This is a genomic window from Oligosphaera ethanolica (assembly GCF_030814695.1).
GTDB classification, from domain to species: Bacteria; Verrucomicrobiota; Lentisphaeria; order Oligosphaerales; family Oligosphaeraceae; genus Oligosphaera; species Oligosphaera ethanolica.
In genome coordinates, this window is record NZ_JAUSVL010000001.1 from 1758345 (window position 1) to 1784120 (window position 25776).

At 60.6% G+C, this 25776-nt stretch carries 24 protein-coding genes; 16 read left to right on the top strand and 8 right to left on the bottom strand.

Annotated features, from left to right (window positions below):
- Positions 1-566 precede the first annotated feature (566 nt).
- From J3R75_RS05895 to J3R75_RS05910, 4 genes are all read right to left on the bottom strand, one after another.
- Positions 567-1925 carry a transposase gene (locus J3R75_RS05895; RefSeq protein WP_307259069.1) on the bottom strand — a complete coding sequence of 453 codons (1359 nt, stop codon included), beginning with the start codon at positions 1923-1925 and terminating at the stop codon, positions 567-569.
- Positions 1926-1927: 2 nt separating this feature from the next.
- Positions 1928-2275, bottom strand: a complete 348-nt coding sequence (locus tag J3R75_RS05900; RefSeq protein WP_307259070.1) for an HTH domain-containing protein — start codon at positions 2273-2275, stop codon at positions 1928-1930.
- Between the two features lie 258 nt (positions 2276-2533).
- The gene (locus J3R75_RS05905) at positions 2534-2773 is read right to left on the bottom strand and encodes a hypothetical protein (protein ID WP_307260451.1); all 240 of its coding nucleotides are present in this window, start codon (positions 2771-2773) and stop codon (positions 2534-2536) included.
- A gap of 19 nt (positions 2774-2792) precedes the next feature.
- Positions 2793-3608 carry a sugar phosphate isomerase/epimerase family protein gene (locus J3R75_RS05910; protein WP_307260452.1) on the bottom strand — a complete coding sequence of 272 codons (816 nt, stop codon included), beginning with the start codon at positions 3606-3608 and terminating at the stop codon, positions 2793-2795.
- 314 nt (positions 3609-3922) lie between these two features.
- On the opposite strand from J3R75_RS05910, the gene J3R75_RS05915 reads away from it, so the two are divergent.
- The 4 genes from J3R75_RS05915 to J3R75_RS05930 all read left to right on the top strand — a co-directional run bounded on the left by J3R75_RS05915 (position 3923) and on the right by J3R75_RS05930 (position 6688).
- Positions 3923-4252 carry an FmdB family zinc ribbon protein gene (locus J3R75_RS05915; protein ID WP_307260453.1) on the top strand — a complete coding sequence of 110 codons (330 nt, stop codon included), beginning with the start codon at positions 3923-3925 and terminating at the stop codon, positions 4250-4252.
- Positions 4253-4312: 60 nt separating this feature from the next.
- Positions 4313-5065 carry a hypothetical protein gene (locus J3R75_RS05920; RefSeq protein ID WP_307260454.1) on the top strand — a complete coding sequence of 251 codons (753 nt, stop codon included), beginning with the start codon at positions 4313-4315 and terminating at the stop codon, positions 5063-5065.
- Between the two features lie 61 nt (positions 5066-5126).
- Positions 5127-6416 carry an exodeoxyribonuclease VII large subunit gene (gene xseA, locus J3R75_RS05925; protein WP_307260455.1) on the top strand — a complete coding sequence of 430 codons (1290 nt, stop codon included), beginning with the start codon at positions 5127-5129 and terminating at the stop codon, positions 6414-6416.
- Positions 6413-6688 (top strand): exodeoxyribonuclease VII small subunit, encoded by a 276-nt coding sequence (locus J3R75_RS05930; protein ID WP_307260456.1) that lies wholly within the window; start codon positions 6413-6415, stop codon positions 6686-6688. Before xseA ends, J3R75_RS05930 begins: the two co-directional genes overlap by 4 nt.
- Here J3R75_RS05930 and J3R75_RS05935 read toward each other — a convergent pair.
- Positions 6668-7615 carry a rhomboid family intramembrane serine protease gene (locus J3R75_RS05935; protein WP_307260457.1) on the bottom strand — a complete coding sequence of 316 codons (948 nt, stop codon included), beginning with the start codon at positions 7613-7615 and terminating at the stop codon, positions 6668-6670. The genes J3R75_RS05930 and J3R75_RS05935 overlap by 21 nt on opposite strands.
- Positions 7616-8131: 516 nt before the next feature.
- Here J3R75_RS05935 and J3R75_RS05940 point away from each other — a divergent pair.
- From J3R75_RS05940 to J3R75_RS05965, 6 genes are all read left to right on the top strand, one after another.
- Positions 8132-8437, top strand: a complete 306-nt coding sequence (locus tag J3R75_RS05940; protein ID WP_307260458.1) for an HU family DNA-binding protein — start codon at positions 8132-8134, stop codon at positions 8435-8437.
- A 151-nt stretch (positions 8438-8588) separates the two neighbouring features.
- Positions 8589-9860 (top strand): histidine--tRNA ligase, encoded by a 1272-nt coding sequence (gene hisS / locus J3R75_RS05945; protein ID WP_307260459.1) that lies wholly within the window; start codon positions 8589-8591, stop codon positions 9858-9860.
- A 45-nt stretch (positions 9861-9905) separates the two neighbouring features.
- On the top strand, positions 9906-11681 hold the full coding sequence (gene aspS / locus J3R75_RS05950; RefSeq protein WP_307260460.1) for an aspartate--tRNA ligase: 1776 nt from the start codon (positions 9906-9908) through the stop codon (positions 11679-11681).
- A gap of 75 nt (positions 11682-11756) precedes the next feature.
- Positions 11757-12749, top strand: coding sequence for a Ppx/GppA phosphatase family protein (locus J3R75_RS05955; RefSeq protein WP_307260461.1), 993 nt, complete (start codon positions 11757-11759; stop codon positions 12747-12749).
- A 3-nt stretch (positions 12750-12752) separates the two neighbouring features.
- Positions 12753-14312 carry a bifunctional metallophosphatase/5'-nucleotidase gene (locus J3R75_RS05960; protein WP_307260463.1) on the top strand — a complete coding sequence of 520 codons (1560 nt, stop codon included), beginning with the start codon at positions 12753-12755 and terminating at the stop codon, positions 14310-14312.
- A gap of 127 nt (positions 14313-14439) precedes the next feature.
- Complete coding sequence (locus J3R75_RS05965) at positions 14440-15330, top strand: phosphoribosylaminoimidazolesuccinocarboxamide synthase (protein ID WP_307260464.1); 891 nt, start codon at positions 14440-14442, stop codon at positions 15328-15330.
- A gap of 542 nt (positions 15331-15872) precedes the next feature.
- On the opposite strand, the gene J3R75_RS05970 is transcribed toward J3R75_RS05965, so the two are convergent.
- Positions 15873-17021 (bottom strand): hypothetical protein, encoded by a 1149-nt coding sequence (locus J3R75_RS05970; protein ID WP_307260465.1) that lies wholly within the window; start codon positions 17019-17021, stop codon positions 15873-15875.
- Positions 17022-17285: 264 nt separating this feature from the next.
- On the opposite strand from J3R75_RS05970, the gene J3R75_RS05975 reads away from it, so the two are divergent.
- Together J3R75_RS05975 and J3R75_RS05980 are read left to right on the top strand one after the other, a co-directional pair.
- Positions 17286-17687: a hypothetical protein gene (locus J3R75_RS05975; RefSeq protein ID WP_307260466.1), complete on the top strand. Its 402-nt coding sequence runs from the start codon at positions 17286-17288 to the stop codon at positions 17685-17687.
- 45 nt (positions 17688-17732) lie between these two features.
- The gene (locus tag J3R75_RS05980; RefSeq protein WP_307260467.1) at positions 17733-18365 is read left to right on the top strand and encodes an IMP cyclohydrolase; all 633 of its coding nucleotides are present in this window, start codon (positions 17733-17735) and stop codon (positions 18363-18365) included.
- Positions 18366-18510: 145 nt separating this feature from the next.
- Here J3R75_RS05980 and J3R75_RS05985 read toward each other — a convergent pair whose 3' ends face one another.
- Complete coding sequence (locus J3R75_RS05985; RefSeq protein ID WP_307260468.1) at positions 18511-18801, bottom strand: hypothetical protein; 291 nt, start codon at positions 18799-18801, stop codon at positions 18511-18513.
- Between the two features lie 532 nt (positions 18802-19333).
- Here J3R75_RS05985 and pgm point away from each other — a divergent pair.
- Complete coding sequence (gene pgm / locus J3R75_RS05990; protein WP_307260469.1) at positions 19334-20959, top strand: phosphoglucomutase (alpha-D-glucose-1,6-bisphosphate-dependent); 1626 nt, start codon at positions 19334-19336, stop codon at positions 20957-20959.
- A 35-nt stretch (positions 20960-20994) separates the two neighbouring features.
- Here the strand turns inward: pgm and J3R75_RS05995 are convergent, their stop codons facing one another.
- Complete coding sequence (locus tag J3R75_RS05995; RefSeq protein WP_307260470.1) at positions 20995-21684, bottom strand: hypothetical protein; 690 nt, start codon at positions 21682-21684, stop codon at positions 20995-20997.
- A 279-nt stretch (positions 21685-21963) separates the two neighbouring features.
- Between J3R75_RS05995 and J3R75_RS06000 the strand changes: the two genes are divergently transcribed.
- The 3 genes from J3R75_RS06000 (at position 21964) to J3R75_RS06010 (ending at position 25752) form a co-directional block, all read left to right on the top strand.
- A complete protein-coding gene (locus tag J3R75_RS06000) occupies positions 21964-23568 on the top strand; it encodes a type IV pilus twitching motility protein PilT (RefSeq protein ID WP_307260471.1) in 1605 nt (534 codons plus the stop codon).
- A gap of 93 nt (positions 23569-23661) precedes the next feature.
- Complete coding sequence (locus tag J3R75_RS06005; protein ID WP_307260472.1) at positions 23662-24744, top strand: type IV pilus twitching motility protein PilT; 1083 nt, start codon at positions 23662-23664, stop codon at positions 24742-24744.
- 162 nt (positions 24745-24906) lie between these two features.
- Complete coding sequence (locus tag J3R75_RS06010) at positions 24907-25752, top strand: sugar phosphate isomerase/epimerase family protein (RefSeq protein ID WP_307260473.1); 846 nt, start codon at positions 24907-24909, stop codon at positions 25750-25752.
- The last annotated feature ends 24 nt before the right edge of the window (positions 25753-25776 follow it).

Sequence of the window (25776 nt, forward strand, 5' to 3'; positions counted from 1 at the left end):
ACCACTGGGACGCTCGGGACCGTAGGGAATGACGCGTTGGACTTCGGGGACTGGTTGGGGACCTATTGGACTTCGGGGACCAGTTGCCTGACGCCTGGGACTGATTGGGTATACTTGGATATCCAGGGACTCCTGTAGCGCCGCCGTCCCGACGGTTTTCTCCTATAAAACCGATGGCTCTTCATTTAACGGTATCCATGGCACTTGTTGTTTCAACCAAGCAGCCCTTTCTCGTCGTGCATTTCCGCCGCGAAGCGGCAGAAGCGCTGAAAGCGCGATCTATGATAGCCCAGGGCAAGCGGCGCCGAAGGCGCGCGCCGCCCTGGGTAGCGCACCATATTGGCCCGTGTTCCTCAGCCTCTTTGGCTTCAGTCGGCGAAGCTGACTGGAGCCAAAGAGGCAATGGAACTCATTGATTGCTGCGGCAATTTTGCGCTGTGACCCTTCGTCGCAGGTCTTTTAGGCCGCCCTTACAGGGCTCTTTTGGGTGGGGCACCTTACCCAGGGCGACGCGCCCTGCGGGCGCTTGCCCTGGGCCTGGACTTTGGACAATCTTGCACGGACTCCTACGCAACGTCCGGTGCTGATTTTTTTCCCTCCGCCAGCTCGCTTTGCATTAAACGCACCAGATCGCGCAGGGATGGACGGGTGACCGGGTCGTTTCGCCACCGTTCTCGCGTTGGGAATGCCTCGTTTCGCTTGTCATCGTAGAGTCGTATGCTTGCCAGAAGCAAAGCGGCATAGCAAGCCGAGATGAAAGCGGGCACTTTAGCTACTGAATCTTTGTTCCACACCTGGGCTTTGCCAATGCCAAGTATTGCTTTCTGGTCTCGAAAGCTGACTTCGATCTCCCAGCGAAGCAAGTAAGCCCTTATAGCCTGTTCGATCGTGATCTTGTTTATGGCACCGGTTACGACCAGGAAGGCAGGCTGCCGATAGAGAGTGCGCCCATTCTTGGTCAGACGATAGGGAAAAGGCTTAATGACTATGAGATTACAGGGCTGATCGTGGGTCGCACCCGGCCACCTGACGTTTTGGACGCACTTGTAATGCACGGCAAGTTTACGTCCGTGCTTGAATACCTCCATGGTCCGCGTTTCGTAGTTGTCGCTGGCAAGAATATCCTTGGGTGAAGGCAGACGTTGGCCGTACTTGCGATTGCCTTTGCGTTGTTCGGGGCAAAGAGGCTCGACAAAGACCGTGTCCTTCCTCGCTCGCGCGACGATCACGGTGTTGTGAGGAGGATCAGTCAGGAAACAGCTGTTGGCAAAACTGCCGTCGGCGCTTTGGATAAGGACACGGTCGTAACCGCCAGGTATTGCGTCGATTGCCCCACGAAGGGAAAAAAGCTGCTGGCGACCGCGCACACTCATGTTGTGCTTTTTCTTCTCTTCCTTCAGTATCTGTTCCTCCTCCGGACTTGTCACTTTTCCAGCCTTGACCGGTGGTGCGTGTCTGAACGCCACGGGTACGGCTCGACTGGAGTTGGGATCAGAGCCGTGGCACATGATGGTCGTTTCCAGATAGCGCTGGCCAATGACCAGATTGACATGAAACGGGGGGCTGATAGGGTCCCGGGCGTAAGCAGTACCGGGGATTTTTTTGCCGGTCTTGCGCACGAGCGTATCGTCGATGGCGGAAATGATGGGGTCGTAGACTGGGCAGAGACTGACGGCCTCCTGGATAATGGGCCCGAATATGCCTTCACAGTCCCATTTACTCCGGGAGAAAAGTTTATAGAACGCGCTCCAGTGGAACACCATATCTAGAAAGTTAATGGCGCTGGTTATGGTTTTTGGATGACTGGCGCCCAAAAGGCCGATGCCTATCGTGACAAATCGCTTTCGTGACCGAACATCCTTGATGCCCACGCTCAGAGTCGCCAAAAAAGCACGCAACCACACAAGCAGCGATTTGTTTTCCATGGCTAATCGTCCTCCTCTTGGTCCAGCAGTGCAAATTCGTTGCGTCCTGTACGCCGGAACGTGTGTCCGTCGAGAACCTTCTTGGTCATCGCCGACACGATGGACTCGCGACGCAGCTTCACGCCATGGCGCTTCTGCACGCGGTCAAGGATCTCATTGATGTGAAGAGGCTCCCCCGCTTCTCGGAGTATATCGCTAACTAGTAACATGTTAGATCTTTTTCCGGCTGCCTTTCGGTTCGCTTCCAGGCGACCGTCCAAACCTTTGGCCGAGCGCAATGCCTTTAGTCCGGATTCAAGCATTGTTTCCAAGACATTACAGAGATCATTGCTGCTGATTTCTTTTGCCATACCCGTAGCCCTTCTTTGTTGTGACCAGACACGCCAGCATTCAAGCTACGGGTAGCATAATACGGAGTAGGTAGAATGCAAATTAATTTTTAGATTTATTTTTAAACAAAAAAAATTGTCCAAAGTCCAGACCCAGGGCGACGCGCCCTGCGGGCGCTTGCCCTGGGCTATCTTAGGGCGCACCTTCGGTGCTCAAAACCTCGGCGAATGATCTTGTGCATGGTTACCAATCAACTCATCGCCGGCGATTGCCGCATGCTAGGTGAAGAGCATTGCTCCTATGAAATCCGCTGCCTGGTTAGCCACCCATGTGTAATAGCAGGGCGGCGACTGGCCGTAGGTTTCCAGCAAATTGTCCCTGGTGTTTTCACCACCGGGGTGATTACTCCTATGAAACACGCTGCCGCAAAGGTCGGCGGAAATCAAGGTCGAATGGCTGGGCGGCGGCGGGCCGTGGGTTTCCTGCAAATTGTCCCAGCGAAGCGCCGGGGTGTACACTGACCGATTACGTGTGATACTACACGAAGACCTTCTTGAGGAATTCGATGCTGGAGCGGGCAATTTTGTCCGCGCCGAAGGAGAAATCGAAGACCTCGACGGATGCGTAGTCGTCATAGCCGATGGCTTTGACGCCACGGACGATGGGCGCGTAGTCGGTGTCGCCCCAGCCCGGGCCGTTGCGGTTGGCGTCGTTGACATGGAAGTGGCCGACGTAGCCTTTGGCGCCCATGATGATCTCATCCAGGGGCCGCCCTTCGTCGCACATGGCTTTGACGTCAATGTGCACGCGGAAATTGGGGTGATCGCCCAGCTCCTGGCACATCCGCACGCCTTCGCCGACCGTGGTAATGAAGTCGGTTTCGGTTCGCGCGAGGGGCTCAATACAGAGCACGACTCCACGTTCGGCAGCGGTATCAAGCAGGGACGCAAACGTGTCCTTAGCCCAATTCCATGCCTGCTGATAACTCACCCCGGGCATGAGATTGCGGCTCTTGGGCGAGCCGATCACCATGCGGTCGCCACCAAAATCCGCACAGCAGTGAATCAGCGCCGCGAAATAATCGCGGGTTTTCTTGCGCAAAGCCGCGTCGGGGCAGTTCAAGTACAGGCCGGTGGGCTTCACCAGCAGCCAGTGCAGGCCGATGATGGCGACGCCGCTGGCCTCGGCCGTGGCGCGAATGCTGTCCCGCTGCGCCGGCGTGATGTCCAGCACGGAGTCTGCCAGCGTGAACGGCGCCACTTCCAGGCCCTGGTAACCGCAGTCGCGCGCCAGTTTCAGACAGTCGGCCAGCGGCCAGCCTTCACAGAATTCGTTGCACATGGCAAATTTCATAACACGCGTCCTTTGCATTAAAGATACTCATTCGGTCGTCCGGGGCTAGGCCATGCCGCCCCGCGGCTGGCACGGCCCTAACCATAATTGGAGCCGGCCGAGAATCAAGTCCGCCAGCCCATGCCGCCAGCTCGGCCACTCCCCACCGCCACAGTCGTCGGTATGTATCCATCTAATTCATAATGAGCACATTGCACAAGGAGCGAAAAGCGCCTTTTCTCGTCCCAGCCATTGCACATGACCGCCGATAAACTATATTAGGCGAATTCTTTTCCTGACTTGACCATTTTCAACCATCAACCCATCAACGGATTATGCCTACCTACGAGTACAAATGCGAACAGTGCGGCGACCGCTTTGACCACTTCCAAAGCATGACTTCAGAACCACTGCAAACCTGCAAAAAATGCAGCGGCAAACTCCGCCGCTTGATCGGCGAAGGCGCCGGCATCCTCTTCAAAGGCAGCGGCTTTTACTGCACCGACTACAAAAAAAGCAGCAGCAACGGCGCGAGCACCCCGGCCAAAAACACCGACAGCGGCTCGTCCACCAGCGGCGGCAAAGACGGTGGCAGCAGCAGCTCGTCCACCAGCGGCGGCAAAGACGGTGGCAGCGGCACGAAAAAGAACAGCGCCGCGACTTGAGCGCCGTGGCGACTGCGCTTGCAACTGAACAAACGAAACATTCCGCGAGGAAAGAAGACCATGATCAAATGTCCCAAATGTGGATCAGACAACCTACTGAACGCCATCTTCTGCCGTGGCTGCGGTGAGAAGCTCGATTTGAGCGAACTCAAACCCGACTCGTTCCTCGAAAAAAAGTTAACGAAGTCGCAGAAGATCATGAAGATCGTCAATCAGGTGCTTAGCGTCGTCATCGCTCTGCTGCTGATCACGCTGATCGTGGGCATATTCTTCCCCGTCGCGCACCTCACTGGCAACGAGCCCAGCGCCGACGCCACCAAGCAATTTGAAGAGGCGCAGACATTCGGCGTACAGGCCGTCCGGCGCGGCCGCCGGCCGCCACGCAACAAGGATGATGACAAGCCCAGCAGCAAGAGTTTCACCTTCAGCAGCCAGGATGCCACGGCGCTGCTCAACAAGTCCCTGCATCTGCCCATCACCGGCGGCGACAACAAACTGACCTCGGAAAACCTCAGCGTGAGTTTTGCCGGCGACGGCTGCGCCACCCTCATCCTCACCAGCAAACTGATGGGTAAGGTGCCCATGCACAACACCGTCGTCGTCAAGCCGACGGTCAGCAACGGTGTCCTAGCCATGAATGTGCAGAAAACCAAGATCGGCTTCGTGCCCGTGCCCGCACAGCTGAACCAAAAGATCACCCAGAAATTCGTCAATCTGTCCGGCGGCAGCACCGCCCTGGATAAGATCAAGAGCAAGCTTACCGAAGTCAAGATCAGCGACGGCTCGCTGACCATCACGGTGAGCAAAAAATAAACGCCGCCGCCGGCCACCGTTCCTCCCCCGCAACCGCGGCCGCCACAGCCTGGACAGCAGCATGAGCGAACCCGCCGGAAATTTCATTCTGAGCGTCAGCGATCTGACGGCGCGGGTGAAATGGCTGCTGGAACAGAATTTCCGGACACTGGCCGTCCAGGGCGAAATCAGCGACTTGGTCGTCCATCGTTCGGGCCACGTTTATTTCACGCTCAAAGATCGCGGCAGCCAACTTCGGGCCGTATTCTTTCGTGGTGCCGCCGCCGCTGAGCGTCTGCAGCTTGCGCGCGGCATGGCCGTAGTCGCCACCGGCAGCTTAACCGTCTATGAACCCCAGGGCGCTTACCAGCTGTCGGTTCTGGACGTCAAACCGCTGGGTCTTGGCGACCTCCACCAGCGCTTCGAAGAACTCAAGCTACGGCTACAGACCGAAGGCCTCTTTGATCTCGAGCGCAAACGGCCCATACCAACACTGCCCCGCTGCGTCGGGCTGATCACGTCACTCGACGGCGCCGCCATCCAAGATTTCTTCAATGTCCTGAACCGCCGCTTTGCCGGCATGCACGTGCGCATCATCCCCACGGCCGTCCAGGGCGATAACGCTGCCGCCCAGATCGCCAACGCCATTCGCTTCTTCAATGTCCGCCGGGCTTGCGAGGTCATCGTCGTCACCCGCGGCGGCGGCAGCATCGAAGACCTCTGGGCCTTCAATGAAGAAGTGCTCGCCAGAGCCGTCGCCAGCTCCGAAATCCCCGTTATCAGCGCCGTCGGCCACGAACGCGACCACAGCATCTGCGACTTTGTCGCCGACTTCCGCGCCCCAACCCCATCAGCGGCAGCCGAACTGGTCGTGCAAGCAAAAGAAAGTTTCACCGACCGCGTCGAAAACCTCCGCCGTCGTCTGCGCGATGCCTTGCTGCTGCGTCTGGCTGCCCTGCGCCAGCGTTACGCCCGCGCGGCCAGCTGCCCCTTTCTGCAACGGCCTGACGACATCGTTCTGCAACGGCAGCAGCGCTTGGACTATCTTGCCGCGCGTCTGGAACAGACCTTGCCACGGCTACATGAACGCGCGCGCAGCCGCTTGGCCAACGCCAGCAGCCGCCTGCCGTTGGCGCTCAATGCCCTCGTTCGCCAGCGCCGGGATCGTTTTGCCCGGGCGGAACAGACCCTCAACGCCCTGGCGCCGCGACGCGTGCTCGCCCGTGGCTACAGCATCCTACTGAACCAACGCGGCCTGGCCCTCCGTGATGCCGCCGAAACGCAGCCCGGCGAAAGCATCCACGCCATGCTGGCCAAAGGCGACCTGGAACTCAACGTCAACCGCGTCATCCCAACGGAGCCATCGCCATGAATCAACAACCAGAACCCGAACTGAGCTTCGAAGAAGCACTGACGCGCCTGGAAGGCATCGTCAGCCAACTCGAAAATGGCGGTCTGTCCCTCGAACAAAGCATGGCGTACTTCGAAGAAGGCATGCGCCTGCAAAAAGCCTGCGCCGGCAAGCTGGGCGAGGCCGAGAAAAAAATTGAAGTGCTCGTCAAAAAAGCCGAGGGCGACTACGCCTGGGAAGATCGCGGCGAAAAAGGCCCCGGCAACGCCGGCCTAGCCCGCGAAAGCCGCTAGCCAGGCGGCCACGAGCAGTACGGCGGCGGCACCGGCCAGCGCCAGCTGCAGCCAGCGCCAGGCTAGCGCCGGTCGACAGACAGGCAGCAGCGCGCCGATAGCCACGCCGGCACCGAAGCCGCAGCCGTGTCCGAGCAAGTCGCTGCCGGGCGCGGTGCCGTAGATGCCGAGCATCGCCAAGCCAGCCAGCAGGGGCAGCCAAGGCACGATCCGCAACAGCTGTCCCCGCCCGCCCTGGCGCCGTCGCCAGCTATGCCAGGTCCGCACCGCGCTGAGTATGCCCAACAGCCCGAAGACCATCGTGGACGCCCCCAAGGCGCTGTGTCCTTCCGGTGCCAGCGCGATCATCACGGCATTGCCCAGCGCGCCAGCAAACACCATTGCCGCCCAGGCCGCGCCGGCGCCGATCTCGGCGCCCAGTACTGCCAGCAGGCCGAGCATCCAGAAGAGATTGCCCAGCACGTGTGGCGCATCCGCATGGAGGGTCAGGGCCGTCAGCACTCGCCACCACTCGCCAGCGGCAAACGCCGAATCCCGCCACGCGCCACGCTCGCGCCAGCCAAGCCCCGGCGTGTTTTCCACCCACAGGTAAAAACGGAAGAGCGCCGCCGCGCTCGCCAAAGCCGCAAAAAAGGACGCGTCGCTCACCAACGGCTCATTGGCCCTGGGGTCGGCGGGCGCCTGCCGCGGCCACGCGTGATTGATCCGCTCATAGGCCGCCAGCTCCTCACCGGCCTTTTCCGCATAGCCCGCCGGCACCGCAATGCGGCGTTCAGCACCATCGTACTCGACCCGGTACGGCACCCGCCGGGACGCCAACGCCGCTATCCATGGATTAAAGCGCGACGCCGGCGAAGGCACGAAATAGACCTCGTCCTCAGCCACGTCTGGAACATCGTCACCGGCAGCATTGGCGCGAGCGCCCATCGGGGCAACAACCGCTTGCACAAGGGCGGCACCGGGGCTGGCCGGAAGCGGTTCTGGAGCTCGTTTCTGCTCATCAGGATCTACATGCATCTTCAGGTCTCGCAGTTCTTGTCTTCTCTACCGTTCCCCTACTGGCGCTGAAGGTCCTATCAGGTTTGCGTCATGGCTATTTTATCAGCGCTGGCGGTCTTGACTAATATACTGAGAAACAATATAATAACCCCGCTTTTCACCCCTGAGCATGACTGACATGCAGAGATTAGCCGGCCAACAGCCGAGCCCTATGATGTCGGCTTTGAGTCTGGGATGGTAGTCAGCCTCAACTATGCCGGCGCGATAACGGGGCCATGTCCCCCTGATAGTTTCACTGGCGCCGGCTGCCGTTTTTTTGCCTTTGGCCCGTCCAAGGTTGTTTCATTCTATTCTCGGGGTATGTTATCCGTTCTGCCCTAACTTAAGGACAGCACCTAACTTATAGCAATCAAAAACGTCGCATACTGCGCGTACGGAGGCATCATGACCATGACGAAACGTGATTTGGTGGTTCGGGTCGCTCGTCAAACCAACCTCAAACAAAGTGAAGTGATGGATGTTATTCAGCTGACGCTGGATACCATTACTGAAGAACTCGCTGCCGGCCGCAGCATCGAATTCCGCAACTTCGGCGTGTTTGAAGTCATGCGCCGCAAAGAACGCGTTGGCCGCAACCCCAATGAGCCCAAGACCGAAGTGAAAATCCCCGAACGCGCTGTCGTCAAATTCAAACCGGGCAAGGAAATGCGCAAACTGGTGCTCAAACTCGATCCGCAAGACCTCCAATAAGGCGGCCGACGGTCAGACAAAGCTTATAGTCAACGACGATTTTTCCCGAAGCCAGCCTTGTGCTGGCTTCTTTTCTTGCCCCATGACAGACTCGCCGGCGCCCCGCCGCCGGTGACCTGTCCAGCCCCCAGCCCCCCGCAGGAGTCTCTTCATGGCCGCCAACGAGCCCCTACCCGGCACCGCCGATATCTGGGAACCAGAAACCCTCGACTGGATTGAACTGGAAAACAACGCCCGCGATGTCTTCCACCGCTACAGCTACAGCGAACTGCGCACGCCAATCTTCGAGCGTACCGACGTCTTCGTCCGCAATCTCGGCAACGAAACCGACGTCGTGCAGAAGGAAATGTACAGTTTCAACGACCGCGGCGGCCGCAGCCTCACCCTGCGCCCGGAAGGGACCGCCGGCGTCATCCGCGCCATCGCTTTCCGCGGCCTCGAACAGGGCGACGAAGCCCGCGTATTCTACTTCGGGCCGATGTTCCGCGGGGAACGCCCGGCGGCTGGCCGCCGGCGCCAGTTCCACCAAATTGGCGTCGAAGCCGTCGGCAATGACTCGCCGTGGATGGACGCCGAGTGCATCGCCATGCTCACGCAGTACCTCGATCAGCTCGGCATCAGCGGCTCCCGCGTGATGCTCAACACTCGCGGCTTGCCGGCTGACCGGCCGAAGATCAGCGCCGCGCTGGTCGAGTACTTCACGCCACACGCACCGGCCATGTGCGAAGACTGCCAGCGGCGACTCAGCACCAACGTCTGGCGCATGCTCGACTGCAAGAATCCCGCCTGCCACGACATTGCGCTCAAGGCCCCGAACATCGTCGATCTCCTGGGCGATGAAAGCCGTGGCTTCTTCACCCGGGTCTGCCAGGGCCTGAAAGACCTCGGCGTGTCCTACGAACTGGCGCCACGCCTGGTCCGCGGCCTCGACTACTACATCCACACGGTTTTTGAAGTGACCCATCCCGGCCTCGGCGCGCAGGACGCTCTCGCCGGCGGCGGCCGCTACCGTATCGAACTGCCAGGCGGCAAGAAGGCCGTCGAGGGCATTGGCTTCGCGGCTGGTATGGAACGCCTGCTGATGGCCCGGGCCAGCCTCGGCTTGCAGACACAGCCCAATGCCGAAGCGGACGTCATGGTCCTCAGCCTCGGCGACAACGCGCTGCTGCCCGGCCTGCAGTTAGCCCAGCAGCTCCGCCTGGACTGCGGTGGTCTGCGCATCAAGGCGGACTTTTCCGGCCGCAGTCTCAAGGCGCAGTTGCGCGGTGCCAACAAGGCCGGCGCCAAAGTGGCCCTGATCCGCGGCGACGACGAACTCGCGCAGGGCAGCGTCCTCTGCCGCGACATGACTTCGTCCGAACAAGAAAGCGTCGCCCTTAGCAACCTCGCGGCGTGGCTGCGCGGCAAACTGCCGACGGCATAAGCGTATTCACCGATTTGAAGCCACTCACAGCGCAAAGGAACCCCCATGGCCTATACACGCACGCATCACTGCAATGAGCTGGGCACAGCCCAGATCGGTCAATCGGTCAGCCTCTGCGGCTGGGTCAATTCCAGCCGCAATTTGGGCGGGCTGATCTTCATCGACCTCCGCGACCGCGAAGGCATCACCCAGCTGTTTATCGACCCCGCGCAGAACCCCGAACTGGCCGCCAAGGCCAAAGACATCCGCGAAGAGTGGGTCCTCGCCGTTAGTGGCGTCATCCGCAGCCGGCCTGACAACATGGTCAACAAGCAGCGCCAGACCGGCGCCATAGAAGTCGAACTGAGCTCGCTGACGGTCCTCAATCAGGCTCAGCCCATGCCCTTCCACCTGGACGATCCCAGCGCCAGCGATGACCTAAAACTCAAGTACCGCTACCTCGACATGCGCCGCTCCGGCATCGTCGCCAATCTCCGCCTCCGCCACCGCATCACCAAGGTCTGCCGCGACGTGCTTGACGCCAATGGTTTCATGGAAGTCGAAACGCCCATCCTCAGCAAAAGCACGCCCGAAGGCGCCCGCGACTACCTCGTGCCCAGCCGCGTCCGCCCAGGCACCTTCTACGCCCTGCCGCAGGCGCCCCAGCAGTACAAGCAGATCCTCATGGTCGGCGGCGTCGAACGCTACTTCCAAATCGCTCGCTGCTTCCGCGATGAGGACCTCCGCGCCGACCGCCAGCCCGAATTCACCCAGATCGACCTCGAAATGAGCTTCGTCGAACAGGACGACGTCATGGCCCTGGTGGAAAAAATGATCGTGGCCGTCGTCAAAGACGTCCACGGCATCGACGTACCCACGCCTTTCCCGCGCCTAAGCTACCAGATCGCCATGGACCGATATGGCTCCGACAAGCCCGACCTGCGCTTCGCCATGGACATCCAGGACCTCGGCGCTGTCTTCGCCAAATCCGAATTCAAGGCCTTCCGCGAGGCCCTTGACGCCGGCGGCGTCATTCGCGCCATCAACGGCAAGGGCATGGCCGCCGCCAGCAGCCGTAAGCAGCTGGACGCGTGGACCGAAACGGCCCGCCTCTTCGGCGCCAAGGGCCTCGTCTGGCTCAAGGTCGAGGCCGACGGCAGCATCAGCGGCTCCGCCGCCAAATTCATCAGCGAAGACGAAAAACACGCACTGCTTGGCGCCATGGATGCCACGGCCGGCGACCTACTGCTGATCGTCGCCGACCAGTGGCGTTGCGCCTGCGAAGTCATGGGCCGCCTGCGCCTCGACCTGGCCGCCAAGGCCGGCATCATTGATGACAAAGTGCTGAATTTCCTCTGGGTCGTCGAGTTTCCGCTGCTGGACTGGGACGCCGAATCCGGCCGTTTTGTCGCCGTGCATCATCCCTTCACGAGTCCGCTGGACGAAGACCTCTCCCAGCTGAGCAGTGACCCCGGCAAGGTCCGGGCCAAGGCCTACGACGTCGTGCTCAACGGCGTCGAGCTCGGCGGCGGCTCCATCCGCATCCACCAGGCCGATCGCCAGGCGCTGATGTTCAAGACGCTCGGCATTAGCGACGACGAGGCCAAGCTGCGCTTCGGCCACATCCTCGAAGCGTTCTCCTTCGGTGCGCCGCCCCACGGTGGTCTGGCCATTGGCCTCGACCGCTTCGTTATGCTCATGTGCGGCGCAAAATCAATCCGTGACGTCATTGCCTTCCCCAAAACCGCCAAAGCCGCCTGTCTGATGACGGATTCGCCCAGCACGGTTGATCCCGCCCAGCTCGCGGAGCTCTGCATCGCCAGCACTGTCAAAGACAGCTGATCCACACTGCCACCGCCCCGCCGCCGCCGCCCGCGCTCTGCGCGCGGCGCGGTTGCCGTACTCACCGACTTCGCCATGACCGCCAACACCACCATCGCAGCGCTCGACATCGGCTCCAACACCGTCATGACTCTCGTCATGCAAGCCGATGAACAAGGACAACTGCAGGTCATGGACGAATTCGGCGAGGTCACCCAGCTCGGCGCCGGCGCTAACGCCAAAAACGGCCATTGTCTGCGCGACGAGCCCATGGCCCGCAGCCTCGCCGCCGTCCGCCGCCAGCTCGCCCAACTGCGCGACCGCTACCGCCATTTCACCTTGGTCGCCGCCGCTACCAGCGCCGTCCGCGATGCGCCCAATGGCGCGGCTTTCATGCACCAATGCGGACAGGAACTCGCCCTGCAGGACGCACCAACCATCCTCAGCGGCGCCCTGGAGGCCGAAGCGACCTTCCTCGGCGCCGCCAGCGCCTTCGCCCCACACCAAGCCTTCATCAACATCGATCCCGGTGGCGGCAGCACGGAATTCAGCGCCGGCGAGCCTGGACAACTCGGCCACGCCTTCAGCCTGCCCATCGGCTGCGTCCGCTGGCGCGACCGTTTCGACCTCGGCGAAGCATTCGGCAACGACGCACGCGAACACGCCGCACATGCCGTCCGCGATGCCATCAACTCCGCCGGCAAAGACATCGCCGACCTACAATGCGCCGCCAGCAAAAACGGCGGCAGAGCTGTACTTAGTGCCACTGGCGGCACTGCCGCCACGTTGGGCGCCGTCCTTGCCGCCCGCCACGACTTCGACCCCCGCCTAGTCCATGGCCGTCACTGCGGCGTCGCCGAAATTGCCGGCCTGCTTGACCGCATCGCCGCCATGGACTGCGCCACGCGTCAGGCGTTGCCAGGCATGCCGCCGGGCCGCGCCAGCGTTTTTCCCGCCGGACTGATCATCATGTTCAGCAGCATGTGCGCGCTAGGCCATGAGAAGCTGATCATTAACTGCCACGGCTTACGCCACGGCCTCATTTCCCTCCTCCAGCGGGGCCGTCTCGCCCCACAGCTGAGTGTGTAAAGCATGCGTCGTGTCATCGTCATCATCCTGTGCCTGGTCGGCTGTTGCCTGGCTGAGATTCGGCAGCTGACCATTCTGCAGAGTACCGACATCCACGGCGTCTTCACGCCTGCCGACCGCAGCGACTCGTCGCAACCCGGCTCGTGGCTGCAACTGGCCACCGTCATCGCTGACCAACGTCAGAAATACGGCGAAGATCAGTGCCTGCTTATTGACTGCGGCGACACCGTCCAGGGCAGCCTCACCACCGCGCTTTCCCGCGGCGAAACCGCCATCGTCCCCCTCCGCCAGCTCGGCTACGATGTGTGGATACCCGGCAACCACGAACTCGACTACGGCCTGGAGCAGTACCAGCGCTTCCTCGCCTTGGCCGGCAACATGGCCCTCGGCAACAACTTCCGCGTCAAAGGCCAGCCCGCGCCGGCGCCGTGGCGGCTCTTCATCCGCAACGGCATCCGCGTCGCCGTCATCGGCGCCCAGGCGTCTTTCACCTCCAACTGGCTGCTGCCGCAATACAGCGCCCAATGCGACATCGAACGCGCCGCCGACATGCTGCAACGCGTGCTCCCAGACGTGCACCGCACAAAGCCCGACATGATTGTCCTAGCCACCCACCAGGCATGGTTCGAATTCAAGGACAGCCGCGGCGTCAATGAAATCAATGACATCGCCCGGCGCTTCCCAGAAATCGACCTCATTCTCGGCGCCCACAGCCACCGGCTGGTCCCCGGCCAGCGCATCGGCCTGAAAAGCTGGTACGTCCAGCCGGGCTGCCACGGCGCGGGCCTGGGCGTCATCCAGGCCCAGGTGGACATCAGCGCCCACCGCGTCGTCGATATCGCTTCCGAAGTCGTGCCCGTCGGCGCGGACACACCTGAATGTCCGCAGCTGGCACAGGCCCTCCGCCCATGGCTCACACGGGCGAAAGAGGCCGGCCGGCAGATCGTGCTCCCGGCCCTGGCCCGGCCCATCAGCGCCAGCGGGCGCCCAGGCGTCAACTGCGCCACCAGCGAACTCATCTGCCAGGCCATCGCCGACGCCACCGGCGCCGACGCCGTCATCCACGGCAAGTTGTCCACCAAAAGCCTCGACGGCCCGGCTGTGACCATCGCCGATCTCTTCCAACTCGTCCCCTACGAAAACAACATCGTCCTCGCCGAAGTAACCCCAGACGAACTCGCCGCCATCGTCAGCGAACAATGGACCCAGCGCGATAACTACCGCTTCTGCGGACTCTGGGGACGCTCCTGTCGCATCAACAGCGCCGGCAAAGCCACCATGGTCGATAATGCCCACCACAGCAGCGAGGCTGGCACCGGTAACAGCGCGCCCAAAGCCACCGCCGGCAACGTTCAGGCGGGGCGCCTGCTCCTGGCCATGAACAGCCACACCGCCGCTGGCTCGGGCGTCCTGCCCGTGCTCACCAGCATCATCCGGGCGGAGGCCGCCCGCTGCCGTGACAGCAGCATCAGCACCCGCGACTGCGTCGAGGCATTCCTGCGCCAACACCCCGGCATCGTCGTTACGCCGCGCCAATGGCTCATCACCGACCGCGACCACTAGCCGCCCACAGTGAAAATCCCGGCGCCATAAAAAAACACGCTGGACATCAGCCGGGTGATTTGCATCTTGCGCTTTTTTCCATTACATTTTCTTCCCGTCGTCCCCCAACCCGAAAGGCCAATTACCTATGAAGTACGACGAGAACCGCGCCTTGCTTGCCACCGAGATTCCCGGCTTGACATCACCCCAGCGCGGTAAAGTGCGCGATGTCTATGACCTCGGCGACAAGCTGCTTTTCGTAGCCACCGACCGCATTAGCGCCTTCGACTGCGTCATGCCCAACGGCATTCCCGACAAAGGCAAGGTCCTCACCCAGCTCAGTCTCTTCTGGTTCGATTTCTTTGCCGACACCCCTAACCACCTCATCACGGCTGACGTGGACGATTTTCCCCCGACACTAGCCGCAGCCAAGGACGACTTGCGGGACCGCGCCATGCTGGTGAAGAAGCTGCGCATTGTCCCCGTCGAGTGCGTCGTACGGGGCTACCTGGCCGGCTCGGGCTGGAAAGAATATCAGCAGCAGGGCACCGTCTGCGGCACCCCCCTGCGCGCAGGCTACGCCAACTGCGAGCGGCTTGATCAGCCCATCTTCACGCCGACCACCAAGGAAAGCTCCGGCCACGACATGCCCATTTCCTTCGCCGAACTCAGCGACAAAGTCGGCGCCGACCTGGCGCAACAGCTGCAAGATATGGCCCTGGACCTCTACCTCCAAGCCGCCGACTACGCCCTCACCCGCGATATCATCATCGCCGATACCAAATTTGAGTTCGGCCTTGACGAAAACGGCGTTCTCACCCTCGCCGACGAAGTCCTCACGCCAGACTCCAGCCGCTTCTGGCCTGCCGCTTCCTATCAGCCCGGGCAGAACCCGCCGAGCCTGGACAAGCAATTTGTCCGCGACTGGCTGGACGGCGTCGGCTTCAACCACCAACCGCCCGCGCCGAAGCTGCCTGCTGACGTCGTCACTCAAACCCGAGAAAAATATCTCACGGCTCTCGAACAACTCCGGGCCTGACGGGATTGCTCGGCTGTACCGCCGAGCAACTGCGAGCTAATCGGGCAGTGATTGATAACCAAAGCTGTGGTGCCTCTACGAGGCACTGTCCGTTGGCAGGCTGCGTCCCCAGGCTAAAGCCTGGGGTTAAGCATGGTTAAGCGCCTACGGCGCAAAACTTGGCACTCGAATGATGGTGGTTTTCGGCCCGAACCGGACAAAGCAAGTCGTCAGATCGGCCAAGTTCGGCCCGGAGGGCCGCACCATGCATAGCCCCGGTTGAGGCGCCCGGAGGGCGCCGCAACCCGGGGTATGATAGCACGTTAGAATTGCGCCCGGAGGGCGCCACATTGGCGAGGCACGCCGCGTCCCACGCGCCAGCCAGAGGCATGCTGTGCATCCGTTATCAATCACTCCTATGAAACCCGCTGCCGCAAAGGTCGGCGGAAATCAAGTTCGAATGGCTGGGCGGCGGCGGGCCGTGGGTTTCCTGCAAATTGTCCCAGCGAAGCGCCGGGGTGTACACTGACCGATTACACCGCGAGCATCAGAGCTCACGGGCGCTATTTGACTACGAGTTCAATGTCACCCAGTAACTCGTCGCCACGGAACAACTTCAGCGTCGGCAGTGGCTTGTGCTGCAGAAATTCGGACGACAAGCTCAGACGCAGGCGCAGTTGCAGGTCTTCTGCCTGCATCTCGACCGTAATGCCCGTCGCAGGTTGCCAGCGCAGTTCCTCGGCCAGCTTGGCAAAAATGGCCTTGGTGCCGGCCTGTTGTTCATCCACCGTGACCTGCTGTCCATTGCCTTGCCGCCTAGCTGGCATCAAGCGGCGCCGGCCACGGCCCTGGGCGCCCTCGGCGGCAACCCGGATGATGGCTAGCTCACGCTGTTGTGCGCCACCACCAGCGATCTCCGCCCGCGTGAATTCCAGCAGCGGATTTTTCACCACCAAGGCCCGGCCACGCACATGGCCATGCAACAGCAGCTGCAGATCGCTATAATTCTCCAGACCTTTGACCGCAACACTCACCCGCTCGTGAAATTCGCCCAAGGGCAAAGGCAGGCGGGGCCGAATCGCCAGCTCATGGCGGCCATGGGCCAACGGCTTCAGCTCAAACTCAAAACGCTCGCTCGCCTCCGGCGCCACAAAGCTGACTGCATCGCCAGCCAGCGCCGTCGTCGTCAATTCGAAATGCCGTTTCCACATCACATCGACGCCTTCAAAACTGCCAAGGTCCATTTCCGTTCCCGGCGACACCTGCACCGGCTGGACACACTCACCGTAGACAGCGAAGCGCAGGCTCTCGCAGTTGCCGAAATCCACGATCACATGCCGGGTGAAGGGCCCGGGAGTGAGCGCCGAGGCGTCAAGCTGAAGCCGGAGGCTAAAGGTGTCGCCTGGGAAAAGATTGAGGTTCATGGGCGCTTCCAACACCGCAATGCAGGGGCAGGTCGAGCGCGCGACGCGAAATAGGATCGCGCCTTCACCCGCATGGCGAAATTGCACCCGTATTTCATGCCGGGAGCGATCGTAAACCCGACCAAGCTGCAAAGCGCCCTCGTTCGTAATCTGCACTGGGCATTTGGGAAGTTCGCCCGGACGCGCCGGCGCGGGTAAGAGCAGGGGCAGTTCACCCTCGGCAAATACCCCCAGCGTACAGATAATCAACATAAGCCACGCCGTCTTCATCTTTGCACGTACTCCCATTGATAATGACCTGCAGCCGTGTAAAACACGCACCCGGCAGTTTGCGAAACAACCAGCACGCCATCACGAAGCGCCGCCGACCAACTCGCACGCAATCAAATCATGCAGAAAATACTCCGCCTGAGCCAACATGCAATAGAGATAAAGCGACAACAACGTAAGCAGTCAGTCGTCCCTGGCCAATGCATCCGGCAGGCGTTATTATTCAGGCTATATTATGCCTTCCACCCCCCTGACGCAACGATTATCCGAAAGACTTCCACTGTGAATCTCCCCGCACTTGGCATTCTCATTATAGGCAGTTTCGGTTTGCTGATCGCTGCCTGGCGCCATCATCACATGGCCAACATCCCCGGCAACAAAGCGCAGCAAAACCGTTCGGCAACGTGGAATATTTATACTGAGGCGGCCATCGTCATCATGCTGACTTTTGCCAGCCTCTTTTTCGCGTCACAGTTCTTCACCCAGCGTGAACACGTGATGTTCAGCAGCGCTCTCATGGCCATGCTCAGTATTCTCGGCAGCCACAACCGCCTGCGCGTAGCTATCCGCGATCAGGAGATTAGCGACAAAGCTCGCCACCGCATTCTTCTCAACCACCTCTTTTTCTGCTGCGCCATGGGCTGCTTCATGGGCGCTATTCTCGTTCTCATCTTCAACCGATAGTCTCACCTCTTATCTTCATTTCACCAGCAACCAAAGGACATGATCATGTACGTCGGACGCATCGTCGCAGTCGCCTGCACCCCCCAAGGCCGTGGAGCCGCCCTCTATCGCGTTTCATCGCGCTCTTTTCCCAATCGCGAAGCCAAGATACTCAACCAGGCCATAGCGATTGTGCCCAAAGCCGGCTTTGAAAACGACATCCAGAAGAATCCCTACATTGCTTACAACTGCCTGCGTATCGCCCGCGGCATGGCCGTCGTCAGCAACGGCTCCCACACCGATCCCGTTGCCGAAAAGATCCAGGCCGGCCTGCCCCCCCGTGATGCCATGGCCTCCGTCATGCTGGCCATGGACTACGAGCACGACAGCCTCGACACGCCCCGCATCACCGGCGTCGTCACCCCCGACGGCCAGCACGGCTGGCTCGCCATCATCCGCAAAGATGCGATCATCGTCCGCGAATTCACCCTGCAGCCAGGCCAGGCCTTCTACGTCTGCACCTACGAAAAAAATGCGCCTGGACTCGACCAGGCTGACAGCCAATTCGACGCCAGTGACGCCGACGACGCCTGCGATTATATCCTCAAGCGCGGCGTCTTCGCCGACTTCGAAAAACCCGTGTCGGCCGCTTGCGCCGTCGCCGATGCCACCGCCCAGTTCCAGACCGCTATCCGCTGAACACGGGCAGTGCGCCCCGGGCAGCAGCCCCAGCCAAGCTGCCGCCCGGAAGCGCCAGCACCTCAGCTCTTGCGCACAACAAAGCCGCCGTGGGGTAAATCCCACGGCGGCTTTAGTCAGGCTGTACTAGAACGAACCGGGCCTATCAGGCGTCGATTCCGTCCTTGGCGGCGCGCATGGCCGCGAGCTGCTTTTCGAGAGCGCGAATATCGGCATCAATGACGGCCTTGTTGGCTTTCTTGATGGCCTTGAGAATCTCTTCGCGCGTCGCGGCGTCAACTTTTTTCCAGAACTTCCAAGAGATCAGCATGCCGCCACACTGTTCGAAAAGCTGCTCGGCTGCTTCGCGCTGTTCCTTGGCACGTTTCCGGCCTTCACTAATGCTGGTTTTGCGATCTTCGGTCATGGCTTTTGCACCTTTTTGGGTTTCGCTCATTGCTGTTTCCCTTTGTTCCTGTCACTTCCACATCTGCTAACAGAGTAAATATACAGGAGAAGAGCAAATAATCTCTCAAACACGGAAAAAATAATGACAGATTTACAGGATGCAAGCCACTTTCTGCAATTGGCATTTACTTCACTATTTGTATATATACCACTGGCAGCAAAATGGCTTCGTCCTCACCTCTACCCGCGACACTGCAGATGTCGTCGCAATTAGTCTGCCGCAACAGAGAAATTAGTATCACATATGATCATCGTTATTAATCAATCCATCTGCGTGTTGTTATATGCCGCCGATGCGTTTTTCAGCGCAAATTAACCCGGTGACTATTTATATTTTTTGGGGTGGCAGTTCTGAATAGATACGTCGTCGTCACGATCATTCCAGCCGCGACGGCGCGTTGCCTGCGCCCATTCGCGGGCGCGGCGCATTGTCAGCCGGCGGGCAGCTACTACATTATCAGCCGCCAGCAAGCATCTTTTATCATCATCGAGCCATTATTGATCACAGGAGCACACGATCCATGCATCACAACTTAGCCGGCAAGCCCGTTCCCCCCGACATGCTGGTCAATCTTCCTCGCCTGGTATCCTTGTACTACGCCACCCAGCCTGATTATGAGCAGCCGGAACAACGCGTCGTGTTCGGCACCTCGGGCCACCGCGGCAGTTCCCTCAACGGCAGCTTCACCGAAAGCCACATCCTGGCAATCACCCAGGCGGTGTGCGATTACCGGCGGCAAGCCGGCATTGACGGGCCGCTCTTCCTGGGGATGGACACCCACGCGCTCTCCGAACCAGCACACAGCAGCGCTCTTTGCGTGCTGGCCGCCAATGGCATCCAAACCCGCATCGCCCGCGATCACGACTTCACGCCGACGCCGGTGGTGTCGCACACCATTCTCGGCTACAACCGCGGCCGCAAAGAGGGCCTCGCTGACGGTATTGTCATCACCCCGTCGCATAACCCGCCCGAAGACGGCGGCATCAAATACAACCCCACCCACGGCGGCCCCGCTGAATCCGCTATGACCAAATGGATCGCCAGCGCCGCCAATGTCTACCTGAAGAACGGCAACGCCGACGTCAAGCGCGTCGGGCTCGCCCAGGCCGTTGCTGCCGATTGCGTTCAGGAGTACGACTATCGCACGCCCTACATCGCCGATCTTGACGCCATCATTGACATGACCGCCATTCGCCGCGCCGGCATCCGCATCGGCGCCGACGCTCTCGGCGGCGCCGGCATCAACTACTGGCGCGCCATCGCCGAGTGCTACGGCCTGGACATCACCATCATCAACGGCCATGCCGACCCCAGCTTTCGCTTCATGCGCCTGGATCACGACGGCCGCGTCCGCATGGACTGCTCGTCGGCATTCGCCATGGGCAGCCTCATTCGCCTGCGCAACGACTACGACATCGCCTTTGGCAATGACCCCGATTTCGACCGCCACGGCATTGTCACCCCCAGCGCCGGCCTGATGAATCCCAATCACTACCTCGCCGTGGCCATCCAGTATCTCTTCAGCACCCGCACGGCGTGGCCCCGGCAGGCCGGGGTCGGCAAATCCGTCGTCAGCAGCTGCATGATTGACAAGGTGGCCGCAAAACTCGGCCGCCGGCTGGTGGAGGTGCCTGTGGGCTTCAAATGGTTCGTCAGCGGCCTGCTTGACTCGTCGCTGGGCTTCGGCGGCGAAGAAAGCGCCGGCGCCAGCTTCCTGCGCAAAAATGGCCAGGTGTGGACGACCGACAAGGACGGCTTCATCCTCGCCCTCCTGGCCGCCGAGATCACCGCCGTCACCGGCCGTGACCCCGCTGAGCATTACCAGGACCTCGTCGCCGAATTCGGTGAGACGTTCTACGGCCGCATTGACTCACGCGCCACCCCCGAACAGAAGGCGCGCCTCGCCGCACTCAAACCCGAGGACATCAGGGCGACGACCCTCGGCGGCGACCCCATCACCGCCAAACTGACCCGCGCCGCCGGCAACCAGGCCGATATCGGCGGACTAAAACTGTGCACGGCGCACGGCTGGGTCGCCATCCGCCCCTCAGGCACCGAAAATACCATGAAAGTCTACGCCGAAAGCACCATCAGCGCCAAGCACCTCAAGCAATTGCAGGAGGAAGCCGCCGCGCTTATCGACTGATTGGCCAGCCCGGCTGGCCTCGCGCCAACCGGGCGTCAGCGGTATTTCTGGTAGAGATCGAAGAAGCGATCCTCGTATTCATCAAAAACGCCGTAGTCACGCAGTTTTTTGCCGAGGGCCTCGGCCTTATCCCGGCTGTCCACGGCGGCAAAATCGTCGCGAATCTCATTGCGCACTGCCCAAGGCACGCCGCCCTCGAGGTCCAGCAGGCCGCGTGCGGCTAGTTCGCGGGCGTTGCGCGGGCCGGAGCGATTCACCAGCTCATTGAGGAAGACAAGCAGAGACACTTCCCAGAACGGGTCTGGCCCAACCATGACCCCGCGCAACTCCCGCAAATTGTCCTGGGCGTCTTTGGCGACCTGCTCGGCGATATCATCAACCATGCCACCGAGGAGCTCTTCGTTGTGCTCCTCCTTCTCGAAACGCAGGCCGTACTGCACAATGCGCATGCTGTCCTTGCGGTTCAACACATCCCCAAAGTAGCGCCGGGCGTCCTCCCCAAAATTGTCCAAAGCCTCATGGAGGAAATAATGGGGCGTGATGACACGCGGCCTGGCGGAACGAACCACGCCCCGGCGCATGCGGACCTTCTCGTCCACGTCAGGGACCTCGGACAACACATAGTACTGCACGACGGTTTCGCCAAAGGTCTCCAGCAGACGCGGCGGCCGATACACCACCCGAGTCATCCGAGCCGCATACCATAATTCATTCTGTGAAGGCATGAAACACCTGTATTCCCTTTGCTGCAACCCGCTTAGGACTGCAGATGACAGACCTCAATGCGCACGTCGCCACGCGCCAGCTCAACAACCAACCAGGCACCGACAGCAGCGCCACAGGCCACCACCGCTGCTCCAAATATAAGACGACATGGGCGTTTTCCCCGCCCGACGGGACAAAATCAACCTTTTCATTTTCTACTCAATCACATTTAAATTTGCCTTTTCGGGGCTATTCTACTTAGGCTCTTTTTCCTCCAATCACATCTACTGAGGTCTTTGATGAACGAGAAAAATATCACCAAACACATTGACTGGTTTTGCTATCACGTTGTTTCAGAAAAATTACTCAGTGCCGAAGACTGCATAGCCGTCCTGGAGGCGATAGAAGGGGAAAACCTGACGCCGACCGTCGACCTCATTATCCAAGTCGCCCACGACAATGAGCTCTGCGCGAACATCGACCGGCTCAACGAACTCAAAGACATGAGCAAGCAGGAAGCCGACGTTTTTGGGTTCCCCAGCCGCAGCATCTTCTCGTCTGCCAGCGCCCCCCTGACGCCAAAGGCCCCGGCCGCGCCAGCCGCTGCCGCACGCCCCGCTCACGCATCACCAGCCCCCGCCAGTCCCACGGCAATTTCCACTGCCGGGCCGCTGCCCACCGCCAACGCGCCAGCTTGGTTGCAAGGCTGGCCTGACCTCAATGAAGCCGCTGGCCTGGACTACCCGCAGGCCAAAAATCTCCTCAACGACTTCCTCCACCGGGCGCGCCAAGAAAAATGCAGTGACGTCCACCTTTCGGCTGGCGCCTACCCCTTCGTCCGTCGCTACAAGGAAGTCATGTACGTTCCCGGGCAGAACATCCTCTCGAAGGAAGCCTCCGAACGCCTGAATTTGGCGCCTTTGACTGAAGGACAGCGCGAGGAGTTCATTGCCAACCATGACTTGGACTACAGCTACAGCATCACCCTCCAAGATCGCTACCGCACCAATCTGCTCAAGCAGCGCCTGGGCGTAGCGGGCGCCTACCGCATCATCGATTCGACCGTGCGCTCCATCCGCGACCTCGGGTTCAAGAATCCCGAAATTGTGGAAAAACTGACCACGAACAACCAGGGGCTGATTCTGGTCACCGGACCGGCTGGCTGCGGCAAGTCGACCACCCTGGCCGCGTTGGTCGACTACGTCAACCGCAACCGCAAAGACCACATCATCAGTGTCGAAGATCCCATTGAGATCATCCATCATCCCAAGGGCTGCAACGTCACCCAGCGCGAGCTGAACAGCCACACGCGCTCCTTCGGCAACGCCCTGCGCGCCGCCCTGCGCGAAGACCCCGACGTCATCGTCATCGGCGAAATGCGCGACCTGGAAACCATCGAGATGGCCATCCACTCCTCTGAGACCGGCCACTTGGTTATCGGCACTCTCAACACCAGCAGCGCCGCTGACACCATGAACCGCATTCTCGACGTCTTCCCCTACAACCAGCAAGCGCAGATCCGCGCGATGGTCGCCGAAAGTCTCAAGGGCGTCATTTGTCAACAGCTCTACACCAACATCAACGGCGACGGCGTGGTCATGGGCGCCGAGATCATGCTAGGCACCCTGGCCATCTCCAATCTGATTCGCGAAGGCAAGACCTTCCAGATCGACTCGACCCTCCAGACCGGCCGCAACATCGGCATGAGCACCATGGAGCAAAGTCACGTCGATCTCTTCAAGGCCGGCGTGCGCAGCTACGACCAGACCATCCCCTTCGTCCGCAATCAGGAGCTTATCCGCGAAATGCAGGTCTTCGAAGCGCAACGCATGGGCACCAAAAAAGCCGAAGCCACTGCGGCGGCCGCCGCTGCCGGCGGCAATCAGAAACGGAAGTGGTTCTAACCAGCGGCGTTCCCGCGGCGGCACGCCATCGTCCCCTTGCACCCCACAAACAGCACAACCCGCGATTCAGCTTAACGATAGAAGGACATGCTCATGGCCAAAATTGATGACTTCCTGCGTGATATGGTCGGCAAAGGCGGCTCGGACCTGCACCTCTGCTCCACTCTGCCACCAAAAACCCGTATCCACGGCGAACTCACGCCACTGGATTTCCCAGCCATCAGCCCCGAGGAAATGGAGGACATTCTCCACGAAATCGCCACCGATGCCAAATGGGACTGGTACAAGGAAAACCTCGACCAGGACTTCGCCTACGAGATTCCCGGCCTGGCTCGTTTCCGCGTCAACTACCTCTTCAATCACTTCGGCCCGGGCGCCATTCTGCGTATCATTCCGACTCGCATCAAGACCATTGAGGAACTGCATCTGCCGCCGGTCCTCCACGAAGTCTGTCAGTACACGCGCGGTCTCGTGCTGGTGACTGGCCCGACCGGCAGCGGCAAATCCACGACCCTGGCCGCCATGATCGACTACATCAACAATACCCAGGCCAGGCACATTATCACCATTGAAGACCCGATCGAATTCGTCCACCCAAACAAAAAATCCATCATCGTCCAGCGCGAAGTCGGCGCCGACACCACGGCCTTCAGCGTCGCTCTGCGCGGCGCCATGCGCGCCGACCCGGACATCATCCTCGTCGGCGAAATGCGCGACCTGGAGACGATCAACTTGGCTTTGACCTGCGCGTCCATGGGCATGCTCGTCTTCGGCACCCTCCACACCAACAACGCGCCCAAGACCGTCGACCGCATTATCGACACCTTCCCCGCCGAGCAGCAGCCGCAAATCCGTGCCATGCTCTCCCAGTCGCTCGCATCGGTTGTTTCACAGCTACTCTGCCGGACTGCCGATGGCAAGGGCCGTGTCGCCGTCCACGAAATCCTCCTCCGCCACGAAGCGCTGCCGGCGACCATCCGCGAGGGCGCCATCGCCAATATCCGCAGTATCATCGAGCAGTCCAGCGGCCGCGGCATGAAAACCATGGACAGCGAACTCATGTCCCTGCTCAAGGAAGGGCGCATCTCCGGCATGGAGGCCTACATGAAAGCCACCAACAAGTCCGATTTCGAATCCAAACTCAGTGCCGAAGACCTCAAATTCCTCAAGTCCTAAAATTACCCCAACGCCCCCGCCCCGGATGCTGCCTGCGCTGGGGCGCACTTTTTACCCTCTCACCCGACGGACAGCCCCACCCACGCGCACAGGCTACGACTGCGTTCTCGTAGCGACCATCAACCCAGCCCACCACCACCGCTATAGACGGAGCACTTGATCATGTCACAGGCTCTGAGCATCGGCACTCTCTTGCGACTGCCGGACATCACCCCGGAACGCCTGCAGTTCCTACGCCAGGCCGGCCTCGAATGCTGCCAGCTCGCCCGCGTCGGCGAAGACTGGCTGCATGGCCAGCAAGGCGCCGACAACAGCGCCGCGCTCATGCGCCTGCTCGCGGAACATGCCATCAAAGCCGTGTCGGTGTTCCTGTCCTTCCCCGCTCAGCGCTTCACGGCCGACGGCGGTGGCTTCGGCCTGACCCCACCGCAACCCCGCGCCGGCCGCATCGCGTCGGCCTGCCGACAGATGCTCTGGGCCCGCCAGCACCACATCGACTTCATCACCTGCCATGTGGGCAAAATGCCCGCACACGGCGACAACGACTACCAACAGCTCATTGACGACCTGCGCCAAGTCGCCCGCTTCGCCAACGAAAATGGCCAGCGCTTCCTCTTCGAAACCGGCCCGGAAAGCGCCCATGAGCTGCAACAGACCTTCAACGACATCGGCATGGACAACGTCGGCGTCAATTTTGACCCGGCAAATCTGCTGATCTACAACCAGGACGACCCAGCCGATTTCCTCTCTCTGCTTGCCGACCGCGTCGGCGTCGTGCATTGCAAGGATGGCCGTCGCCCCGAGCAGACCGGCCACATGGGCAAGGAAACGCCGCTGGGCAAGGGTGATACCCGCTTCGCCGAGCTCCTGGCGCAGCTGGTCGGCCATGGCTTCCGCGGCCCGCTGATCATCGAACGCGAACTGCCACTCGGACCAGAACAGCAACGCGATGTCGCCGAAGCCATCGCCTGGCTCAAACAACTGCGGCAACTACTGCTTAACGCGTAGCTCCTACTCGGCTCAGTGTGAAAC

Bases quoted from the DNA above. Each gene is read 5' to 3' on its own strand.
- J3R75_RS05895 (WP_307259069.1), bottom strand. From the start codon at position 1,925: ATGGAAAACAAATCGCTGCTTGTGTGGTTGCGTGCTTTTTTGGCGACT.
- J3R75_RS05900 (WP_307259070.1), bottom strand. From the start codon at position 2,275: ATGGCAAAAGAAATCAGCAGCAATGATCTCTGTAATGTCTTGGAAACA.
- J3R75_RS05910 (WP_307260452.1), bottom strand. From the start codon at position 3,608: ATGAAATTTGCCATGTGCAACGAATTCTGTGAAGGCTGGCCGCTGGCC.
- J3R75_RS05915 (WP_307260453.1), top strand. From the start codon at position 3,923: ATGCCTACCTACGAGTACAAATGCGAACAGTGCGGCGACCGCTTTGAC.
- J3R75_RS05920 (WP_307260454.1), top strand. From the start codon at position 4,313: ATGATCAAATGTCCCAAATGTGGATCAGACAACCTACTGAACGCCATC.
- xseA (WP_307260455.1), top strand. From the start codon at position 5,127: ATGAGCGAACCCGCCGGAAATTTCATTCTGAGCGTCAGCGATCTGACG.
- J3R75_RS05930 (WP_307260456.1), top strand. From the start codon at position 6,413: ATGAATCAACAACCAGAACCCGAACTGAGCTTCGAAGAAGCACTGACG.
- J3R75_RS05935 (WP_307260457.1), bottom strand. From the start codon at position 7,615: ATGGGCGCTCGCGCCAATGCTGCCGGTGACGATGTTCCAGACGTGGCT.
- J3R75_RS05940 (WP_307260458.1), top strand. From the start codon at position 8,132: ATGACCATGACGAAACGTGATTTGGTGGTTCGGGTCGCTCGTCAAACC.
- hisS (WP_307260459.1), top strand. From the start codon at position 8,589: ATGGCCGCCAACGAGCCCCTACCCGGCACCGCCGATATCTGGGAACCA.
- aspS (WP_307260460.1), top strand. From the start codon at position 9,906: ATGGCCTATACACGCACGCATCACTGCAATGAGCTGGGCACAGCCCAG.
- J3R75_RS05955 (WP_307260461.1), top strand. From the start codon at position 11,757: ATGACCGCCAACACCACCATCGCAGCGCTCGACATCGGCTCCAACACC.
- J3R75_RS05960 (WP_307260463.1), top strand. From the start codon at position 12,753: ATGCGTCGTGTCATCGTCATCATCCTGTGCCTGGTCGGCTGTTGCCTG.
- J3R75_RS05965 (WP_307260464.1), top strand. From the start codon at position 14,440: ATGAAGTACGACGAGAACCGCGCCTTGCTTGCCACCGAGATTCCCGGC.
- J3R75_RS05970 (WP_307260465.1), bottom strand. From the start codon at position 17,021: ATGGGAGTACGTGCAAAGATGAAGACGGCGTGGCTTATGTTGATTATC.
- J3R75_RS05980 (WP_307260467.1), top strand. From the start codon at position 17,733: ATGTACGTCGGACGCATCGTCGCAGTCGCCTGCACCCCCCAAGGCCGT.
- J3R75_RS05985 (WP_307260468.1), bottom strand. From the start codon at position 18,801: ATGAGCGAAACCCAAAAAGGTGCAAAAGCCATGACCGAAGATCGCAAA.
- pgm (WP_307260469.1), top strand. From the start codon at position 19,334: ATGCATCACAACTTAGCCGGCAAGCCCGTTCCCCCCGACATGCTGGTC.
- J3R75_RS05995 (WP_307260470.1), bottom strand. From the start codon at position 21,684: ATGCCTTCACAGAATGAATTATGGTATGCGGCTCGGATGACTCGGGTG.
- J3R75_RS06000 (WP_307260471.1), top strand. From the start codon at position 21,964: ATGAACGAGAAAAATATCACCAAACACATTGACTGGTTTTGCTATCAC.
- J3R75_RS06005 (WP_307260472.1), top strand. From the start codon at position 23,662: ATGGCCAAAATTGATGACTTCCTGCGTGATATGGTCGGCAAAGGCGGC.
- J3R75_RS06010 (WP_307260473.1), top strand. From the start codon at position 24,907: ATGTCACAGGCTCTGAGCATCGGCACTCTCTTGCGACTGCCGGACATC.